Raw genomic sequence first — 15,357 nt, 5'->3', positions numbered from 1 at the left:
AGGGGGCGGGTAGTCTGGCTATACCGCCCCTATATGGTCCCATAGCTCAGCTGGATAGAGTGCTCGCCTCCGAAGCGAGAGGTCGCTGGTTCGAATCCAGCTGGGACCACCATTTCCCTTATTCCTGATATATTCACGAAGTCGTTTCGCGCGTTATACCTGTACGTTTTCTGGCACGTCGTCACGGTGCTGGAGGGCAGGTGCGTCCGCTGAACCGGCATCTGCTGCGTGGATAACTTTCGGGTGCTGTGCCGCGACAGTGGCGTAGTCCATATGAAATACCGAGCCCTTGCCGACTTCGCTTTCGTAAAAGATCTTTCCCGACATCTGCTGGGCAAGCTGCTGCGAGATGTGCAAGCCCAGACCTGAGCCCTGCGTCGCGAATTGGCCGCCGTTTTTGACCTGCGCGAACCGGCCAAAGACCTGTTCTTCCATCCCATCAGGGATACCACGCCCGCTGTCTTTGATCGACAGTCGCACGTGGCCGTCAGAGACCGACAGCGCGCCTTCGACGACGCTGCCGGGTTTAGAGAATTTGATCGCGTTCGAGACAAGGTTGTCGATTATTTGCCTGATTGCAAAGGCGTCGCCGGTGATAATCGCGGATTGGTCACCCTTGGGCCGGACGAGCTTGATCCGCTGTTCGGCAGCGAACATTTGGTTTTCCTCGAGGCTGTCTTTTAAAAGGGCCCCAAGATCGACCGGCTGCTGATCAAGGGTAAGGGCGTCCCCATCGATTTTCTGGGACAGTAGAATGTTGTCGACCAGCCGAGACAGGCGCACACCGTTACGCTGTGCGATTTCAAGCGGAGACCGGACGCGGTCGTCCATCTCGCCCAGACGTCCACTGAGGGCCAGAGCCAAGCCTCCTTTGAGCGACGTCAGCGGCGTGCGCAGCTCATGACTGACAGCCGAGATAAATTCGTCCTTGGCACGATTGGCGTCATCTGCACGCAGCAACGCATTCTCGAGGGCGCGGGTGATGGCGATGCGGTCAGTAATGTCGACCAACGTGACGCTCCAGCCCAGAATGGCACCGCCTGGGTCCAGCGGGCTTTCGATCTCTTGGATCCGAGGATCATAGACGCGTTCGTCGATGGTCACGGATGCATCGGTGGTCCTTAGGCTACGGGTATCAATAGTGGCGAGAAGGGCGGCGGCTTCGGCCTTGGGGACCTTGCAGAAGCCGCGGTTCTTTGCAGCTGTGTTCATCAAGACGACGTTTTTGTTATTATCCACAAGAACAACAGCTTCGCTCATTGTGTTAAACAAGGCGGATTGACCGACCGACGCCATATCCAACGTCTTGTTTGTGAGCAGCATAAACGTGAAGGCGAAGATACCTACGCTGAACATAAACGACGTCGGGTCCAGTCCGAAAATGGTGAAGCCCAGAAAGATATAGGCTGCATTTGCTGCAAGCGGGGTCATCGTTACGACGGCTAGCATCGTTAGCAGCGGCCACGCTGACCGGCGCGACCGCCTGAACCCTTTATAGAGACCATAGTAGGTGGCGCCGACGAAGGTATAGAGCACGGCCATAATCGCGTAGAAGCCGGGCCCGTGGATGTAGTCGATCTGGCGCGCGCCTGGTGGGATCGTGGTCGCGTGATCATATACCAGACCATGATGTGTGTTCGTCGCAGCAAAAGCGAAAGATAGCAGCGGGGCAAGCACAAGTGCTGCCACCACGCGTTTTTTGCTGAGCCAGCTGGACTGATGGACGTAGGCGTAGACAAAGAAACACCACGCCACAGGCACCAGCGCGTTCCCCAGCCACGCGGCAACGCCCAGTTTGTATTGACAGTCAAAGGCCGCCGCTGATGCTTCTGCACCAACGATAAGCAGCGTATAGATCATCGCAAAGAAGGTGAGCGCGTAGTAAAGCTTGCCCCGAAATCGCTGGACCCGCAGCATCGAAATCATGACGATCGCCGCAATAAGGCTGACACCGCCTGCCGCCCAAAAAACGGGCTGCGTGGTTATTCCCTCAAAGCATGTCGTCATAGATCCACCTACGGGCTGCGTCTTGGCATTTCATACTAGCCACACAGTTGTGTTCATTTTTAGACCGAACTTGGACTGCCGGAATGCGCCATGGGAGGTGGTCGTTACCAGAGTCTAGGACAATACAAAGCCCTTTCGGCTTTGCGCCTAGATCATGCGTGCTTGAGGTATGCGGTCAACCTCTGATTGCTGGAAACAGGACTTTCGTCCTAAAAGAAAACCCCGCAAACCAGAGTTTGCGAGGTTTTTGTTCTTGGCGGTAGGGAGAATCCCCATTACCGGCGACGGCCACCCTTGCGGCCAGCGCGTCCGCGACCCTCTTGGCCGGCCTTGGGCGCGACCTTGTTGAACTTGATCCATTCGGTCCCGTGGGGGTCACGGTCGAACAAGAAGTTGGCGGCACGGATTGCCTCCATCTCTTTGCCGGGAGTGGGTTTTGTCGATCCCATGCCGAGCAGCGTCACAAAAGTTTCATCGTCAATCTCGTCAGGCAGGATGATGCCCGCCGCGACCAGTTCGGCTTTTTTCTCGGCAATTTTTGTCGGGTTCACTGCCAGCGTGATCGGGTTCATGATTGCAGAGGTCATGCCCGCCCCCATCGCCATGGGCAGGAAAGCATTGTTGATGCCGTGGCGGTTGGGCAGACCAAAGCTGATGTTTGACGCACCGCAGGTGGTGTTTACGCCCAGTTCCTCGCGCAGACGACGCACAAGGGTAAAGACTTGATGCCCTGCCGTCGCCATCGCCCCAATCGGCATCACCAGCGGATCAACCACGATGTCGTGCGCCGGAATGCCGAAATCTGCGGCGCGTTCGACGATCCTCTTGGCGACTTCAAAACGCACATCGGGGTCTTCGGAGATGCCAGTGTCATCGTTAGAGATCGCAACCACCGGCACGTTGTATTTCTTGACCAAAGGCAGCACCAGTTCCAGCCGCTCTTCTTCGCCTGTTACCGAATTCAGGAGCGGACGGCCTTCGCATGCCTCAAGACCCGCTTCCAATGCGCCAGGAACAGAGCTGTCGATACAGATCGGAATATCGACGGCGTTTTGCACAACGCGGATCAGTTCTGGCATCAACATCGGTTCGACAAAGTTATTGTCGGCATAGCGCGGATCTTCGGCCATTTTATTCGAGAACACAGCACCGGAGTTCACGTCCAGAATGTTTGCCCCTGCTGCGGCCTGTGCGATGGCGTCGGCCTCGACGCGGCTGAAATCGCCACGTTCCAGCTCTTCGGCGAGGATCTTGCGGCCCGTTGGGTTGATACGTTCCCCGATCACGCAGAAGGGCTCGTCAAAGCCGATGATTGCTGTTTTGGTTTTGGATTCGACGACGGTTCTGGTCATGGTGTTCAGTCTTTCCTTAGACGGAGTTGGCTGGTTGCGCAGCAGGTCCGCCATTTTCAATGGCCCAGTTTGCATTCGTTTTGATCCCACCCAGCGGGAAGAAATGCACATGGGTAATGTTGAAATCTGGGTTGGCCGCTTTGTGCGTGGCCAGTTCGGTGATCACATCTGTCGGCTCGTAGGGCAACAGCAGTTTGGTAACGTCCATCGCGCGCTTTTGCAGCACCCTCAGCGAAGGGCCGACGCCGCAGGCGATGGCAAATTTGATCAAGGTTTGAAGCTTGGCGGGCCCCGCGATACCGATATGGATCGGCAGGTCGATTCCTGCGTGTTTCAGGGTGTCGGCCCATTCGATGATTGGCTGCGCCTCGAATGCGAACTGCGTGGCGATGGCCATTTTCGCGTCGGTGCGTTCGGAAAACCCCTGTTTCCAGCGCAGTGCATCGTCGACCCGCAGGCGGGTGCCGTCGGTGTCGATGTCACGGTTGCCTTCGGGGTGGCCTGCGATGTGCAGACGTTCGAACCCGTGTTTGTCAAACAGGCCCGTGTCCATCAGCTGCATGGAATCGCTGAAATCCCCGTGCGGTGTGGTGACGCCGCCGGCCAGCAGCAAGCCCTGCTTTACGTCAGCCTCGCCCTGATACATGGCGATCCAGTTTTCCAGCGTCGCGCGATCCTTGATAATGCGCGCGGGAAAATGGGGCATGACCTTGTAGCCGTCGGCGTTCAGACGCGCTGCGGTGGCGACCATGTCTTCGATCGGGGTGCCATCGATATGCGCGATGTAGACCCGTGTCCCTTCGGGCAGCAGATCGCGGAAATTTTCGACCTTTTCCGCCGTGCGGGGCATCACCTCGATCGAATAGTCCTGCAAAAAGGCCGCAACCTCGGGAGTGGGCAATTCAAACGCTGGGGCTTCTTTGCGCCGAAAGTTCAAAAGGGACATGAGCATTTCTTTCATGAGGGGATCAACTTTTGCACCGGCAAGAGGCGGTCAGGCCCAGCCGTCATTGGCAATCAATGTCTTGATGCGGTCGCGGTCGTATTCGGTATCGATACGCACGACTTCGGCATCGGCCACGGCGTCGGGATCGCCGTCGACCGTATAGGGATCGGCCTTGCGCCATTCGGCAAGATAGGAATCGCTGTCATCCGCGCCGATTTTCATCGCGGCGCGGTCGATGGCCTGTTCAAACCGTTCGGGCAGCGGGCGCTTTGATCCGCGCCGGCCTTTGCCAACGATGACCTGTGCTGGAATATCACGCCAATAGACGATGGTAACTTCGGGCATGATTGATTCCTCTGCTGTGCTTGTTTTTCTTAGCGGCTGTTGATCTGTCCCCGACGCCATTTTTCGACATTCAAAACGGCGTCTGCGACGTGACGACATTACAGCGCGTCCTCGCCACAGGCGAGGGGGGCGGGGTGTCATAATTTTCAAGATGGTTGTGAGGCCGACGATAGGCTCGAGCGTGCCTGCTCTCAGGTTTCCCGCTTGCTCCTTGCCCGCAGAAACATTACCTTGGGGGTAACTCAATATGAAAGGCGCAATCATGGCGCCACAGCGTCCCAAAGGTGCGGGCGCGCTCGATGTACCGCCGGCTCTGAGCCCCGCGCCAGTTCCGCCCAGATCGACCGAACTTTATGCGGCCCTTGATCTGGGCACAAATAGTTGTCGCATGTTGATCGCACAGCCGAAAGGCAGCGGTTTCCATGTCGTCGATAGCTTCTCGAAGTCCGTCCAGCTTGGGGCGGGGCTCGAGAAAACCGGGCGATTGTCGCGCGGATCGATGACGCGTACCATTCAGGCATTGCGCATTTGTCAGCAAAAGCTGCGCCGCAACAAGGTGCGGCGTATGCGGCTTGTCGCGACCGAGGCGTGCCGCCGTGCCGCCAATGGTGCCGAATTCATGCAGCGTATCCAGCGCGAGACGGGGTTAAAGCTTGATATCATCAAGCCGGAGGAAGAAGCGCAGCTTGCGGTAATTTCCTGCGCGCCACTGGTGAACCGCAAGACCCATAATCTGCTGGTCGTGGATATCGGTGGCGGCTCGACCGAGCTGGTCTGGATCGACATCTCCAAGGTGCCCAAAGCCGACCGTGCGCAATCCATCATGCGGCTGCATGGCGGGTTCCATCAGGCGAAAACCGATGTGCCCGCCGCGCGTGTGGTCGACTGGATCAGTGTGCCATTGGGCGTGGCGACCTTGCGCGACCAATTCTCTGACGTCGAAGATGACGCCGCGCGTTTCGCATTGATGAGCTGGTTCTTCGAGGAGAACCTGACGGACTTTACCCCCTATCAATCCATCCAGTCCCAGGACCATTTCCAGATTGTTGGCACCTCTGGCACGGTCACCACTGTTGCTGCCAGCCATTTGGGTCTAAAGCGCTACGACCGGACCAAGGTGGACGGGCTTCGGATGACCTCGGCGCAGATCGACAAGGTGATCCATTCCTATCTTGCGATGGGGCCGGGGGGGCGGCGTGCCGATCCGCGTATCGGGCTGGACCGTCAGGCGTTGATCATGTCAGGTGCTGCGATTTTGCAGGCGTTGATGCGGTGCTGGCCGACAGATAGATTAAGTGTGGCAGACCGTGGTCTGCGCGAGGGGCTGTTATACGCCCAGATGAGCGCGGATGGCGTTTTGGAAGAAGGATTAGGCTGATGGCGAAAACTCCGACAGGCAAGACGCCAACGGGCGGTGCTTCGGGCGGGAAGACCCCCACAGGCAAGAATACATCAGGGCGCGGCCAGCGTGACCTCAAGGTCAAGGTAAAGTCAGCCCGCGGTCGCAAGCTGAGCTCGACTCGCTGGTTGCAGCGCCAATTGAATGACCCATACGTCAAACGCGCCAATGCCGAAGGTTATCGCGGGCGTGCGGCCTATAAGATCATGGAACTTGATGACAAATACCGCTTTCTCGTGCCGGGTGCGCGGATCGTTGACCTTGGGGCGGCCCCTGGTGGCTGGTGTCAGGTCGCGGTGAAACGTTGCAACGTTCTGGGCGAAAAGAAGGGCAAGAACGTCGGCACCATTCTTGGGATCGACCTGCAAGAGATGGAGCCGATTGCAGGCTGCGAATTGCACCAGCTTGATTTCATGGAAGACGACGCAGACGAGATCGTCAAAGGCTGGCTGGGTGGCAAGGCCGATGTGGTGATGTCGGACATGGCGGCGTCAAGCTCGGGCCACAAGCAGACTGACCACAATCGGATCATTGCCCTGTGCGAGGCTGCGGCTTACTTTGCCTTTGATGTACTGGAAGACGGCGGTACCTTTGTCGCCAAAGTACTGGCCGGCGGGGCGGAGGGCGATTTGCAACAGCTGCTCAAGCGTCGGTTCGCCAAGGTCGCCAACACCAAGCCGCCTGCCAGCCGTTCCGACAGCTCCGAGAAATTTGTGGTCGCCACCGGTTTCAAAGGGGTGCTGGCTGACGATCAAGAGAATCTGTAGCAGCCGTGAGGCCCCAAGGGGCGCGGAATTATCAAATGTGATGCGGCAGTTAGACGACTGCCGCATTTTTTTTATGGGCAGGCGCGATTGCTCTCTTATATATTCGCAAAATGGACCTAAATTGGAACATCACGCCGCGCTGAAGTTCAATTACTGCGACAAGAAGTCCTCATAAATCGATATTTTTCCATCGTAATTTGGTAAAAGAGGGCTGGTCGTTTTAGCGCAGCTCATGACATAGTTGCGGCCATGTCATTGTTCCTGATTATAGCCCTCCCGTTTCTTGGCGCCTTGCTGCCCGGCCTGATGTATCAGGCCGGCCGACAAAGCTGCTTTTTGGTGACCCTTCTGGTGACGGCCTGCGCCGCGATCGGCCTTGCGACACACGCGCCGGCTGTCCTTGCGGGCGAGGTCGTGACCGCTAGCCTCACGTGGCTGCCTCAGCTGGGGTTGAACGTGAACCTCTTCCTCGATCCGTTGGGGTTGATGTTTGCGGGTCTGATCCTTGGAATCGGGATGTTGATCATCCTTTATGCGCGGTTCTACCTGTCGCGTGACGACAATATGGGCGCGTTCTTCACCTATCTACTGCTGTTCCAAGGCGCGATGGTCGGGATCGTTCTGTCGGACAACATATTGATGTTGCTCATTTTCTGGGAACTCACGTCGCTATCGTCCTTCCTGCTGATCGGGTTCTGGAAGCATCTGCCCGAGGGGCGTCAGGGCGCGCGTATGGCCCTGACTGTAACGGGCATGGGTGGCCTGGCGATGATCGGTGGCATGCTGCTGCTGGGGCAGATTGTGGGCAGCTATGATTTGACGGTGATCCTTGAAAATCGTGACCTTATTCAGGCGTCGCCGCTGTATATCCCCGCGCTGATCCTGATTCTGCTGGGGTGTTTCACCAAGTCCGCGCAATTCCCGTTCCACTTCTGGCTGCCGCACGCCATGGCGGCACCAACGCCGGTCTCGGCCTATCTGCACTCTGCCACGATGGTGAAGGCGGGGCTGTTCTTGATGGCGCGGATGTGGCCGGTTCTGTCGGGCACGGAAATCTGGATCGTGTTGGTCTGCTCTGCCGGGTTGATCACGATGGTCCTTGGTGCGCTGATCGCGATCTTTAAAAACGACCTCAAGGCGCTGTTGGCATTTTCCACCGTGTCGCATCTGGGTTTGATCACGTTCCTGCTGGGCACCGGCACGTCCTTTGGCGCGATGGCGGCTGTATTCCACATTCTGAACCACGCGAGCTTTAAGGCGGCCTTGTTCATGAGCGCCGGTATTGTCGATCACGCGGTCCATACCCGCGACATGACCCGTCTGGGCGGGCTGCGCCGGTTGATGCCGATCACCTTTGCGATTGCAACACTGGCTGCGTTGTCTATGGCGGGTATCCCGTTGCTTAATGGGTTCTTGTCAAAAGAGATGATGCTGGAAGAGGCGCTGCACACAACGTTGTTCGGTTCGCCCTATCTGGTGGCGGCTGTGGCGACGCTGGGGGCATTGTTCTCTGCTGCGTATAGCTTCCGCTTTATCGCGCATACCTTCTTTGGCAAGGTCCGGAACGACTATCCGGCCAAGCCCCACGATCCCGAATTCGGTCTGTGGATTTCGCCCGCCTTGCTGATCATCCCCGTGATCGTGATCGGTGTGGCTCCGTTTCTGGCGGAACCTTTTGTTCGTACCGTGACGCAAGCCGTGATCGGCTCTGCTGCTGAAATGCCAAGCGAACATATCAAGCTGTGGCACGGGTTTGTGCCCGCTCTCGGGATGTCAGCGTTTGCTGTGGTCGGTGGTTTGATCCTGCTGGCGGCGTGGAACCCGTTGGCGCGTCTTTGGGCCGCGACCCCGCGCCCCGAGGCAAAGGACATCTTTGACCGGATTATCGCAGGCGCTGTCGGGCTCGCAAGCCTCGTGTCGGAGCGTCTGCATAACGGTTCCTTCACCCGCTACGCCGCGATCTTTGTGACCGCCGTCGTCGCCATTGGAGCACACGCATGGTTCACCGGCACCGACGGCGCACCTACGCGCGAGATGCTGCCGATAACGGCAGTGGGCTTTGCCGGCTGGTTGATGTTGATGATCGCGACGGGGTTCTTGGTCACGGTGCACCGGAACCGTCTGGCGGTTCTGATCCTGATGGGGATCATCGGCCTGATGGTATCCGTCGGGTTCAACTACTTCTCGGCCCCCGATCTTGCGCTCACCCAGATCTCGGTCGAGGTGGTGACGATCGTGCTGTTGTTGCTGGCGTTGAACTTCATGCCCAACAGCACGCCTAAGGAAAGCACTGTTTTGCATCGTAGCCGCGATATCGTGGTGTCGGTTGTGGCAGGGCTGGCCGCGGCGGGGTTGATCTATTCAATCCTGATGTCGGATTTCCCGATTGCCTCTATCGCGGACTACCACCTTGCCAATTCCTACAAAGGCGGCGGCGGGACCAATGTGGTGAACGTGATCCTTGTAGACTTCCGTGGCTTTGACACCTTTGGCGAAATCATCGTGCTCGGGATTGCTGCGCTGGTGATCTATGCCCTGACAGAGGCGCTTTTGTCAGGCCCCGTGCGCGCACGTTTGCTGAACCGTGGCTATGAGGAAAAGCGCGCGGGCGACGCCCACCCGATGATGATGGTGGTGCTGACCCGCGTCTTGATGCCTGTCGTGTTGCTGGTAGGTGTTTATATCTTCCTGCGTGGACACAACGAACCGGGCGGCGGGTTTGTCGCCGGTCTGATCGTGGCGATTGCGGTCGTGATGCAGTATATGGCCAGCGGCTTTGCTTGGGCCGACAACCGCCAGCGCTATCCTTATCACGGCATCATCGGGGCAGGGGTGCTTTGTGCCGGTCTGACCGGTATCGGCGCGTGGTTCGCCGGGGCCCCTTTCCTGTCCTCCGCGTTCGGCTATTTCCGCATTCCCCCAATGGAGAAATTTGAGCTGGCGACCGCGATGGGCTTTGACCTTGGGGTGTTCCTTGCGGTGGTCGGCGCGGTGATGCTGTCGCTTGAAAGCTTCTCGCGGCTGGGGCGTCGTGCGGGCATCGAGGAAAGCGAACACCCTATGGATATCGACCCGTCACGGGATGAACCGAAAACCGAGACGGAGACCTGATATGGAGCTTTTAGTCGCTTCCGCCATTGGCGTTCTCACTGCTGCCGGGGTCTATTTGATTCTGCGCTTGCGTACCTTTCCTGTGATCATCGGCACGTCGCTGGTCAGCTATGCGGTCAATGTTTTCCTCTTTGCGTCGGGCCGGTTGGCGTTGAATGCGCCGCCGATCCTGCGGGACGGGGTAGAGGTCTATACCGACCCGCTGCCCCAAGCACTGGTGCTAACGGCCATTGTTATTTCCTTTGGCATGACCGCCGTGGTGGTGATGATTGCGGTCGGGTCTTACCTGAGCGCGGGCGATGATCTGGTGAACGAACCCGACACGCTGGCCGACACCAAAAACGCTGAACCCTCACAGCGCGGAGGAGGCCCGGCATGACCCATTGGCTTATTCTTCCGATCGTTCTGCCGGCTATGCTGGCGGCTTTCATGGTATTGTCCGCACGCTATCATCTGTTGATCCAGCGCGCCTTGTCAGTTGCGGGGACGCTGGGGCTGCTGATGCTAGCGGTTGGATTGTTCTGGCAGGCCTCTGACGGCACGGTGAGCCTGTACCAGCTTGGCAATTGGGCCGCGCCTTTTGGCATTGTTCTGGTCGCGGATCGTCTGTCGACGTTGATGGTGCTGCTGACCTGTGTGCTTGCAGTGCCGGTGTTGCTGTATGCTATCGGGTCGGGCTGGGACAATCGCGGGCGGCATTTCCATCCACTGTTCCAGTTTCAGTTGATGGGGATATTGGGCGCTTTCCTGACCGGTGATGCGTTCAACCTCTTTGTGTTTTTCGAAGTGCTGCTGATTGCGTCATACGGGTTGATGATCCATGCAGGCGGGCAACGGCGTCTGCGGGCGGGCACGCAATATGTGCTCTATAATCTTTTGGGCTCGACGCTATTCCTGTTCGCGCTTGGCACGATCTATGCAGAAACCGGCACGCTGAACATGGCGGATCTGGCGATGCGCGTGGCTACATTGGACGCAGGCGATGGCGCGGGTATTCGCGTCGCTGCAGTTCTGTTGCTGCTGGTCTTTGCGGTAAAAGCCGCGATCCTGCCGCTGCATTTCTGGCTGCCAGCCAGCTATGCCGAAGCACCGGCGCCGGTGGCGGCGCTATTTGCGATCATGACCAAGGTTGGCGCTTACTGTATCATCCGTTTCTACACGCTGGTCTTCCCTCCTGACCTTGAGATCACGCAAGGACTGTTTGATGTCTGGCTGATGCCTGCGGCGTTGCTGACCGTGACGCTCGGAATGGCGGGCGTGCTGGGAGCGAAACGAGCTGACCGGATGGTCGCGTTTTCCGTGATCGGGTCCATGGGGATGTTGCTGGCCGCCGTGTCGGTCTTTACCCCCGCAGGGATTTCCGCAGCACTTTATTATGCGATCCATTCCACCTTTGCCGCTGCGGCGTTGTTTATGCTGATCGATGTGATCCGCAGTCGGCGCGGCGCGGCAGATGTAGCTTTCGTTGATGCGCCCCCCATGACAGGTGGCGCGCTGGTGGCGGGCATGTTCTTTGTTGCGGCGATTGCCATGACAGGTCTGCCGCCGCTTTCGGGTTTTGTCGGCAAACTGCTGATACTGGATGCGGCACGCAGCGCTGATCTGATGTGGTGGGTCTGGGCGACGATCCTTGGCGGGTCGTTGATCGCGGTCGTTGGTTTCTCTCGGGCTGGCAGCCAAATTTTCTGGAAAGCGCATCAGCGGGCTGAAACGCCTGCAGAGGACGCTGTTGCCGCGTCGGCGGCACCTGAAGGGCAGGGCGTTTTGGCTATGGTTTCCGTTGGCAGCCTGCTGGCCTTGCTTGTCGCGCTGACCGTCGCGGCGGGCCCTGTCACCCGCGTGCTAGAAGCGACGTCGGCACAGCTGTTCGACCCCGAACGCTATCTATCGATTGTCCTGACCACGCCGGGCAAAGAGATCACCGACGATCACGCCGAAGACACTCACGGTGAGGCCAACGGGTCAGGCTATGCTACTGATGGCCAAGGCGCAGACGCCGCCGCTGCACCAGAAAAGGATCACTGATATGTTATCCCGACTGCTTCCGCATCCGATGCTGACCGCGATCCTTGCGATTGCGTGGTGTCTGTTGGTCAATGAAATCAAGCTTGGCACTGTTGTATTTGGGGTTATCCTTGGGCTGTTGATCCCCATTGCAACTGCCGCCTATTGGCCTGACCGCCCGCCGGTTGCCAAACCTGCCAAGCTGGTGGGTTATCTGATCATGGTGTTGTGGGATATTCTGGTGGCCAATGTCGTGGTCGCTATGATTGTCTTGTTCAAGTCGAACAAGAACATGCGTCCGGCCTGGGTCGTGATCCCGTTGGAGCTACGCACCCCCGAGGCGATTACCATGTTGGCCGGCACGATTACCCTGACGCCGGGTACGGTTTCTGCCGATGTCTCTGAAGATGGGAAAGCACTTTTGGTGCATGCGCTGGACGCGGCAAATCCTGACGAGGTCCGCGACGACATCAAACAGCGCTATGAGCGTCGCCTGAAGGAGATTTTCGAATGATTGTGATTGCTTTGAACATCGCCTTTGGTGCCGTTGCGGTCTCGCAGTTGCTGGCGATGCTACGCTTGCTGAAAGGCCCCAATACCGGCGACCGTATTCTGGCGCTGGATACAATGGTGGTGAATGCGATCGCCCTGATCATCCTGCTGGGTATGCGTTTGGGCACTGCCATCTATTTTGAAAGCGCGATGATCTTTGCCATGCTTGGGTTTGTGTCCACCGTGGCCATCGCGCGCTTTGTCCTGCGAGGTGATATCATTGAGTGATCTGCCCCTAATCCCCGAAATCATCATCTCTGCCCTGTTGATCGTAGGCGGGTTTTTCACACTCGTCGGGTCGATCGGGTTGATCAAGCTCGATAACTGCATGTCGCGGCTCCACGCGCCGACCAAGGCCTCGACACTGGGTGTCGGGTCCTTGTTGATGGCGGCGATGATATATTCCTTCGCGTCCGAGACAGGGTCGCTGCACGAAGTTCTGGTGATGGCGTTCCTGTTTGTGACGGCACCGATCACCGGGCATCTTATCGCCAAAGTAAATCTGCACCGGCTGCATCAAACCAAGGATATGCCGCCAGCCCCCAGTGACCACGTCTGGGGCACTTACTCTGAGAAATAACATAGACCCGCGCCGCAAAGCGCGGGTTTTTCTTTTGCCAAAACAGGGGCGGACAGGGCATTTTGCTCCTGCCTAAAGAAAATTTCAATTTTCGTGCCATTCGGTGCAAAACCCTGCTTGACGCCATCGCGAGCAGACCCTATCACCACCAAACGCTTCGACGGCAACGACGAAGTACGCAGTGGGCGGTTGTAGCTCAGATGGTTAGAGTACCGGCCTGTCACGCCGGGGGTCGCGGGTTCGAGCCCCGTCAACCGCGCCACCGCTGCATTTTATCATACATCATGATGACAAGCACACGCCCTTCGGGGCGTGGTTTGCTTGTGCGTTCAGGCCATTGTTTTCACCCATTTCTGGGGTGTCCGAGGCCGTATTTTGCCCTGCGCGGTCTGCGCTGAAATTTTCCAGAATTCTTTGTAATTTTCTGCGGTTAATCGCTTGACGCTCCGGGCTGGTTATCTTATTCCGCCCTTACTGCGCGGTTGTAGCTCAGCTGGTTAGAGTACCGGCCTGTCACGCCGGGGGTCGCGGGTTCGAGCCCCGTCAACCGCGCCACTTATCCCTTTTTAGATTGTCTGATTTACCTCGTCCTAAAAAGGGAAAAGCGGGCCGCGAGGCCCGCCCGTTTTCTTAGGTCATTGCATCCAATATCCGTGCCCAGCTTCGGATACCTTTGTGAAAGCTCTCCAGATCGTATTTTTCATTCGGAGAATGGATGGCATCGTCATCCTTGCCGAATCCAATCAGCACCGGCGTGGTATCCAGAATTTTCTGGAAGTGGCCTGCGATGGGAATCGACCCGCCGCACCCGACATAGGCGGCGGGCACATTCCATTCGTCTGTCAGTGCCTTGCGCGCCTCCTCGAACGCGGGGGCGGTGGTTTCAAACACTGACCCTTGGCTCGACCCATGCGCGTGGAAGCTCGCTGTACAGTCGTTGGGCATCATGTCGGTCACCATCTTGCGAAAACTTTCGCGGATGACGTGGGGGTCTTGCGTGCCCACCAGACGGAAGCTGATCTTGGCGTGTGCCTGCGACGGCAGCACGGTCTTGAAACCCGCGCCTGTATAGCCGCTCCACATGCCGTTGACTTCGCAGGTGGGGCGCGACCAGATCATCTCGATCGGCATACGGTCCTGCTCGCCGGCGGGTTTGGACAGGCCAACGTCGCCCAAAAAGCTGTCGTGATCAAAGGCGAGGCCCTGCCACTGGGCCTGAATATCGTCGGGCAGCTCGGGCACGCCGTCATAGAAACCCGGCACGGTGATGCGACCTGCGTCGTCATGCAGCGATGCGATCACCTTGGACAGAACACGCGCGGGGTTCATCGATACGCCGCCGTACATGCCGGAATGCAGGTCCAGATCGGGGCCTGTGATGGTGAGCTCTTCGCCCATCAATCCGCGCAACATGGTCACGATAGAGGGCACCTTGGACTGGAACATGCCTGTATCGCAGATCATCGCATAATCGGCGCGCAGCTCTTCGGCGTTTTCCTTCATGAAAGGCACCAGCGATGGCGAGCCCGATTCCTCTTCGCCCTCAAAGAAGAACGTCATCCGGCAGGGGAAGTCACCGTTCACGGCTTTCCACGCCCGCAACGATTCGACAAAGGTCATCAGTTGGCCCTTGTCATCCGCCGCACCGCGCCCGCGGATCACGCGGCCCTTTGCTGTGTCTTCAACGGCAGGATCAAAGGGATCACGGTTCCACAGGTTTAGCGGATCAACGGGTTGCACATCATAGTGGCCATAGAACAGGATATGCGGCTTGTCTGCGGGGCCATCGACATGACCCACGACCATCGGGTGACCGGGGGTGGGGCGTTTGGTGGTCTCAATACCGATGCTGTTCAGATCCTCGACCAGCCAGTCGGCAGCGCGGTCGCAGTCTTCCTTGAACGCGGGGTCGGTTGAAATAGAGGGGATGCGCAGCAGCTCCAGCAGGCGGTCGGTGGCCGCATCCAGATCGCTGTCGATCCGCGCCAAGACGTCGGGTAGGGACATGTGAGGTAAACCTTTCTGTCGGGGTGGATATTAGCGCGACCGTATCAGCGCGCTTGGCCATGTCCAGTGGTGGGCTACATGCGCGCGATGTCTGCGCGCGAAACCGTACAAGAATCGCTTGAAAATCATTCGCTTGCGGTGTGCAGGGCAGTGCATGGGTTTCCGATGCGCATCATCTGGTCGTGCTGCGAGGGGCCTTGCGGCAGGGCCTGCGACAATCGGTGCCTATTAAAGCATTGATTTGAATGGTTCTAACCGGTATTCATTCCAAGGCACGAATATGGCGA

General features: G+C 58.0%; 13 protein-coding genes and 3 tRNA genes. 11 read left to right on the top strand and 5 right to left on the bottom strand.

Annotated features, from left to right (window positions below):
- Positions 1 to 35 precede the first annotated feature (35 nt).
- Positions 36 to 112, top strand: a tRNA-Arg gene (locus E5180_RS05020).
- A gap of 41 nt (positions 113 to 153) precedes the next feature.
- On the opposite strand, the gene E5180_RS05015 is transcribed toward E5180_RS05020, so the two are convergent.
- From E5180_RS05015 to E5180_RS05000, 4 genes are all read right to left on the bottom strand, one after another.
- Entirely contained in the window at positions 154 to 2,007 is a 1,854-nt protein-coding gene (locus E5180_RS05015; RefSeq protein WP_138923432.1) for a sensor histidine kinase, read from the bottom strand.
- A gap of 275 nt (positions 2,008 to 2,282) precedes the next feature.
- Complete coding sequence (locus E5180_RS05010; RefSeq protein WP_138923431.1) at positions 2,283 to 3,359, bottom strand: dihydropteroate synthase; 1,077 nt, start codon at positions 3,357 to 3,359, stop codon at positions 2,283 to 2,285.
- A gap of 16 nt (positions 3,360 to 3,375) precedes the next feature.
- Positions 3,376 to 4,305, bottom strand: a complete 930-nt coding sequence (locus E5180_RS05005) for a methylenetetrahydrofolate reductase (RefSeq protein WP_138923430.1) — start codon at positions 4,303 to 4,305, stop codon at positions 3,376 to 3,378.
- 48 nt (positions 4,306 to 4,353) lie between these two features.
- Positions 4,354 to 4,650, bottom strand: a complete 297-nt coding sequence (locus E5180_RS05000) for a virulence factor (protein ID WP_138923429.1) — start codon at positions 4,648 to 4,650, stop codon at positions 4,354 to 4,356.
- A gap of 262 nt (positions 4,651 to 4,912) precedes the next feature.
- Here E5180_RS05000 and E5180_RS04995 point away from each other — a divergent pair, with 262 nt between their 5' ends.
- The 10 genes from E5180_RS04995 to E5180_RS04950 all read left to right on the top strand — a co-directional run bounded on the left by E5180_RS04995 (position 4,913) and on the right by E5180_RS04950 (position 13,618).
- The gene (locus E5180_RS04995; protein ID WP_005853251.1) at positions 4,913 to 6,028 is read left to right on the top strand and encodes a Ppx/GppA phosphatase family protein; all 1,116 of its coding nucleotides are present in this window, start codon (positions 4,913 to 4,915) and stop codon (positions 6,026 to 6,028) included.
- A complete protein-coding gene (locus E5180_RS04990; RefSeq protein WP_138923428.1) occupies positions 6,028 to 6,816 on the top strand; it encodes an RlmE family RNA methyltransferase in 789 nt (262 codons plus the stop codon). The genes E5180_RS04995 and E5180_RS04990 overlap by 1 nt, the downstream gene beginning before the upstream one ends.
- 249 nt (positions 6,817 to 7,065) lie before the next feature.
- Positions 7,066 to 9,927, top strand: a complete 2,862-nt coding sequence (locus tag E5180_RS04985) for a monovalent cation/H+ antiporter subunit A (protein WP_138923427.1) — start codon at positions 7,066 to 7,068, stop codon at positions 9,925 to 9,927.
- A gap of 1 nt (position 9,928) precedes the next feature.
- Positions 9,929 to 10,306, top strand: a complete 378-nt coding sequence (locus tag E5180_RS04980) for a Na+/H+ antiporter subunit C (RefSeq protein WP_138923426.1) — start codon at positions 9,929 to 9,931, stop codon at positions 10,304 to 10,306.
- Complete coding sequence (locus E5180_RS04975; RefSeq protein WP_138923425.1) at positions 10,303 to 11,952, top strand: monovalent cation/H+ antiporter subunit D; 1,650 nt, start codon at positions 10,303 to 10,305, stop codon at positions 11,950 to 11,952. Before E5180_RS04980 ends, E5180_RS04975 begins: the two co-directional genes overlap by 4 nt.
- 1 nt (position 11,953) lies before the next feature.
- Positions 11,954 to 12,445: a Na+/H+ antiporter subunit E gene (locus tag E5180_RS04970; RefSeq protein ID WP_138923424.1), complete on the top strand. Its 492-nt coding sequence runs from the start codon at positions 11,954 to 11,956 to the stop codon at positions 12,443 to 12,445.
- Positions 12,442 to 12,711, top strand: coding sequence for a K+/H+ antiporter subunit F (locus tag E5180_RS04965; protein WP_138923423.1), 270 nt, complete (start codon positions 12,442 to 12,444; stop codon positions 12,709 to 12,711). Before E5180_RS04970 ends, E5180_RS04965 begins: the two co-directional genes overlap by 4 nt.
- Positions 12,704 to 13,063: a Na+/H+ antiporter subunit G gene (locus E5180_RS04960; protein ID WP_093733865.1), complete on the top strand. Its 360-nt coding sequence runs from the start codon at positions 12,704 to 12,706 to the stop codon at positions 13,061 to 13,063. Before E5180_RS04965 ends, E5180_RS04960 begins: the two co-directional genes overlap by 8 nt.
- Positions 13,064 to 13,248: 185 nt before the next feature.
- Positions 13,249 to 13,325 (top strand) — tRNA-Asp (locus E5180_RS04955).
- Between the two features lie 216 nt (positions 13,326 to 13,541).
- A tRNA-Asp gene (locus E5180_RS04950) sits at positions 13,542 to 13,618 on the top strand.
- A 75-nt stretch (positions 13,619 to 13,693) separates the two neighbouring features.
- Here E5180_RS04950 and E5180_RS04945 read toward each other — a convergent pair.
- Positions 13,694 to 15,070 (bottom strand): M20/M25/M40 family metallo-hydrolase, encoded by a 1,377-nt coding sequence (locus E5180_RS04945; RefSeq protein WP_138923422.1) that lies wholly within the window; start codon positions 15,068 to 15,070, stop codon positions 13,694 to 13,696.
- Positions 15,071 to 15,357 lie beyond the last annotated feature (287 nt).

It is taken from the genome of Sulfitobacter sp. BSw21498 (assembly GCF_006064855.1).
Taxonomy (GTDB): domain Bacteria; phylum Pseudomonadota; class Alphaproteobacteria; order Rhodobacterales; family Rhodobacteraceae; genus Sulfitobacter.
This window is presented reverse-complemented; position numbering and strand designations above follow the sequence as displayed.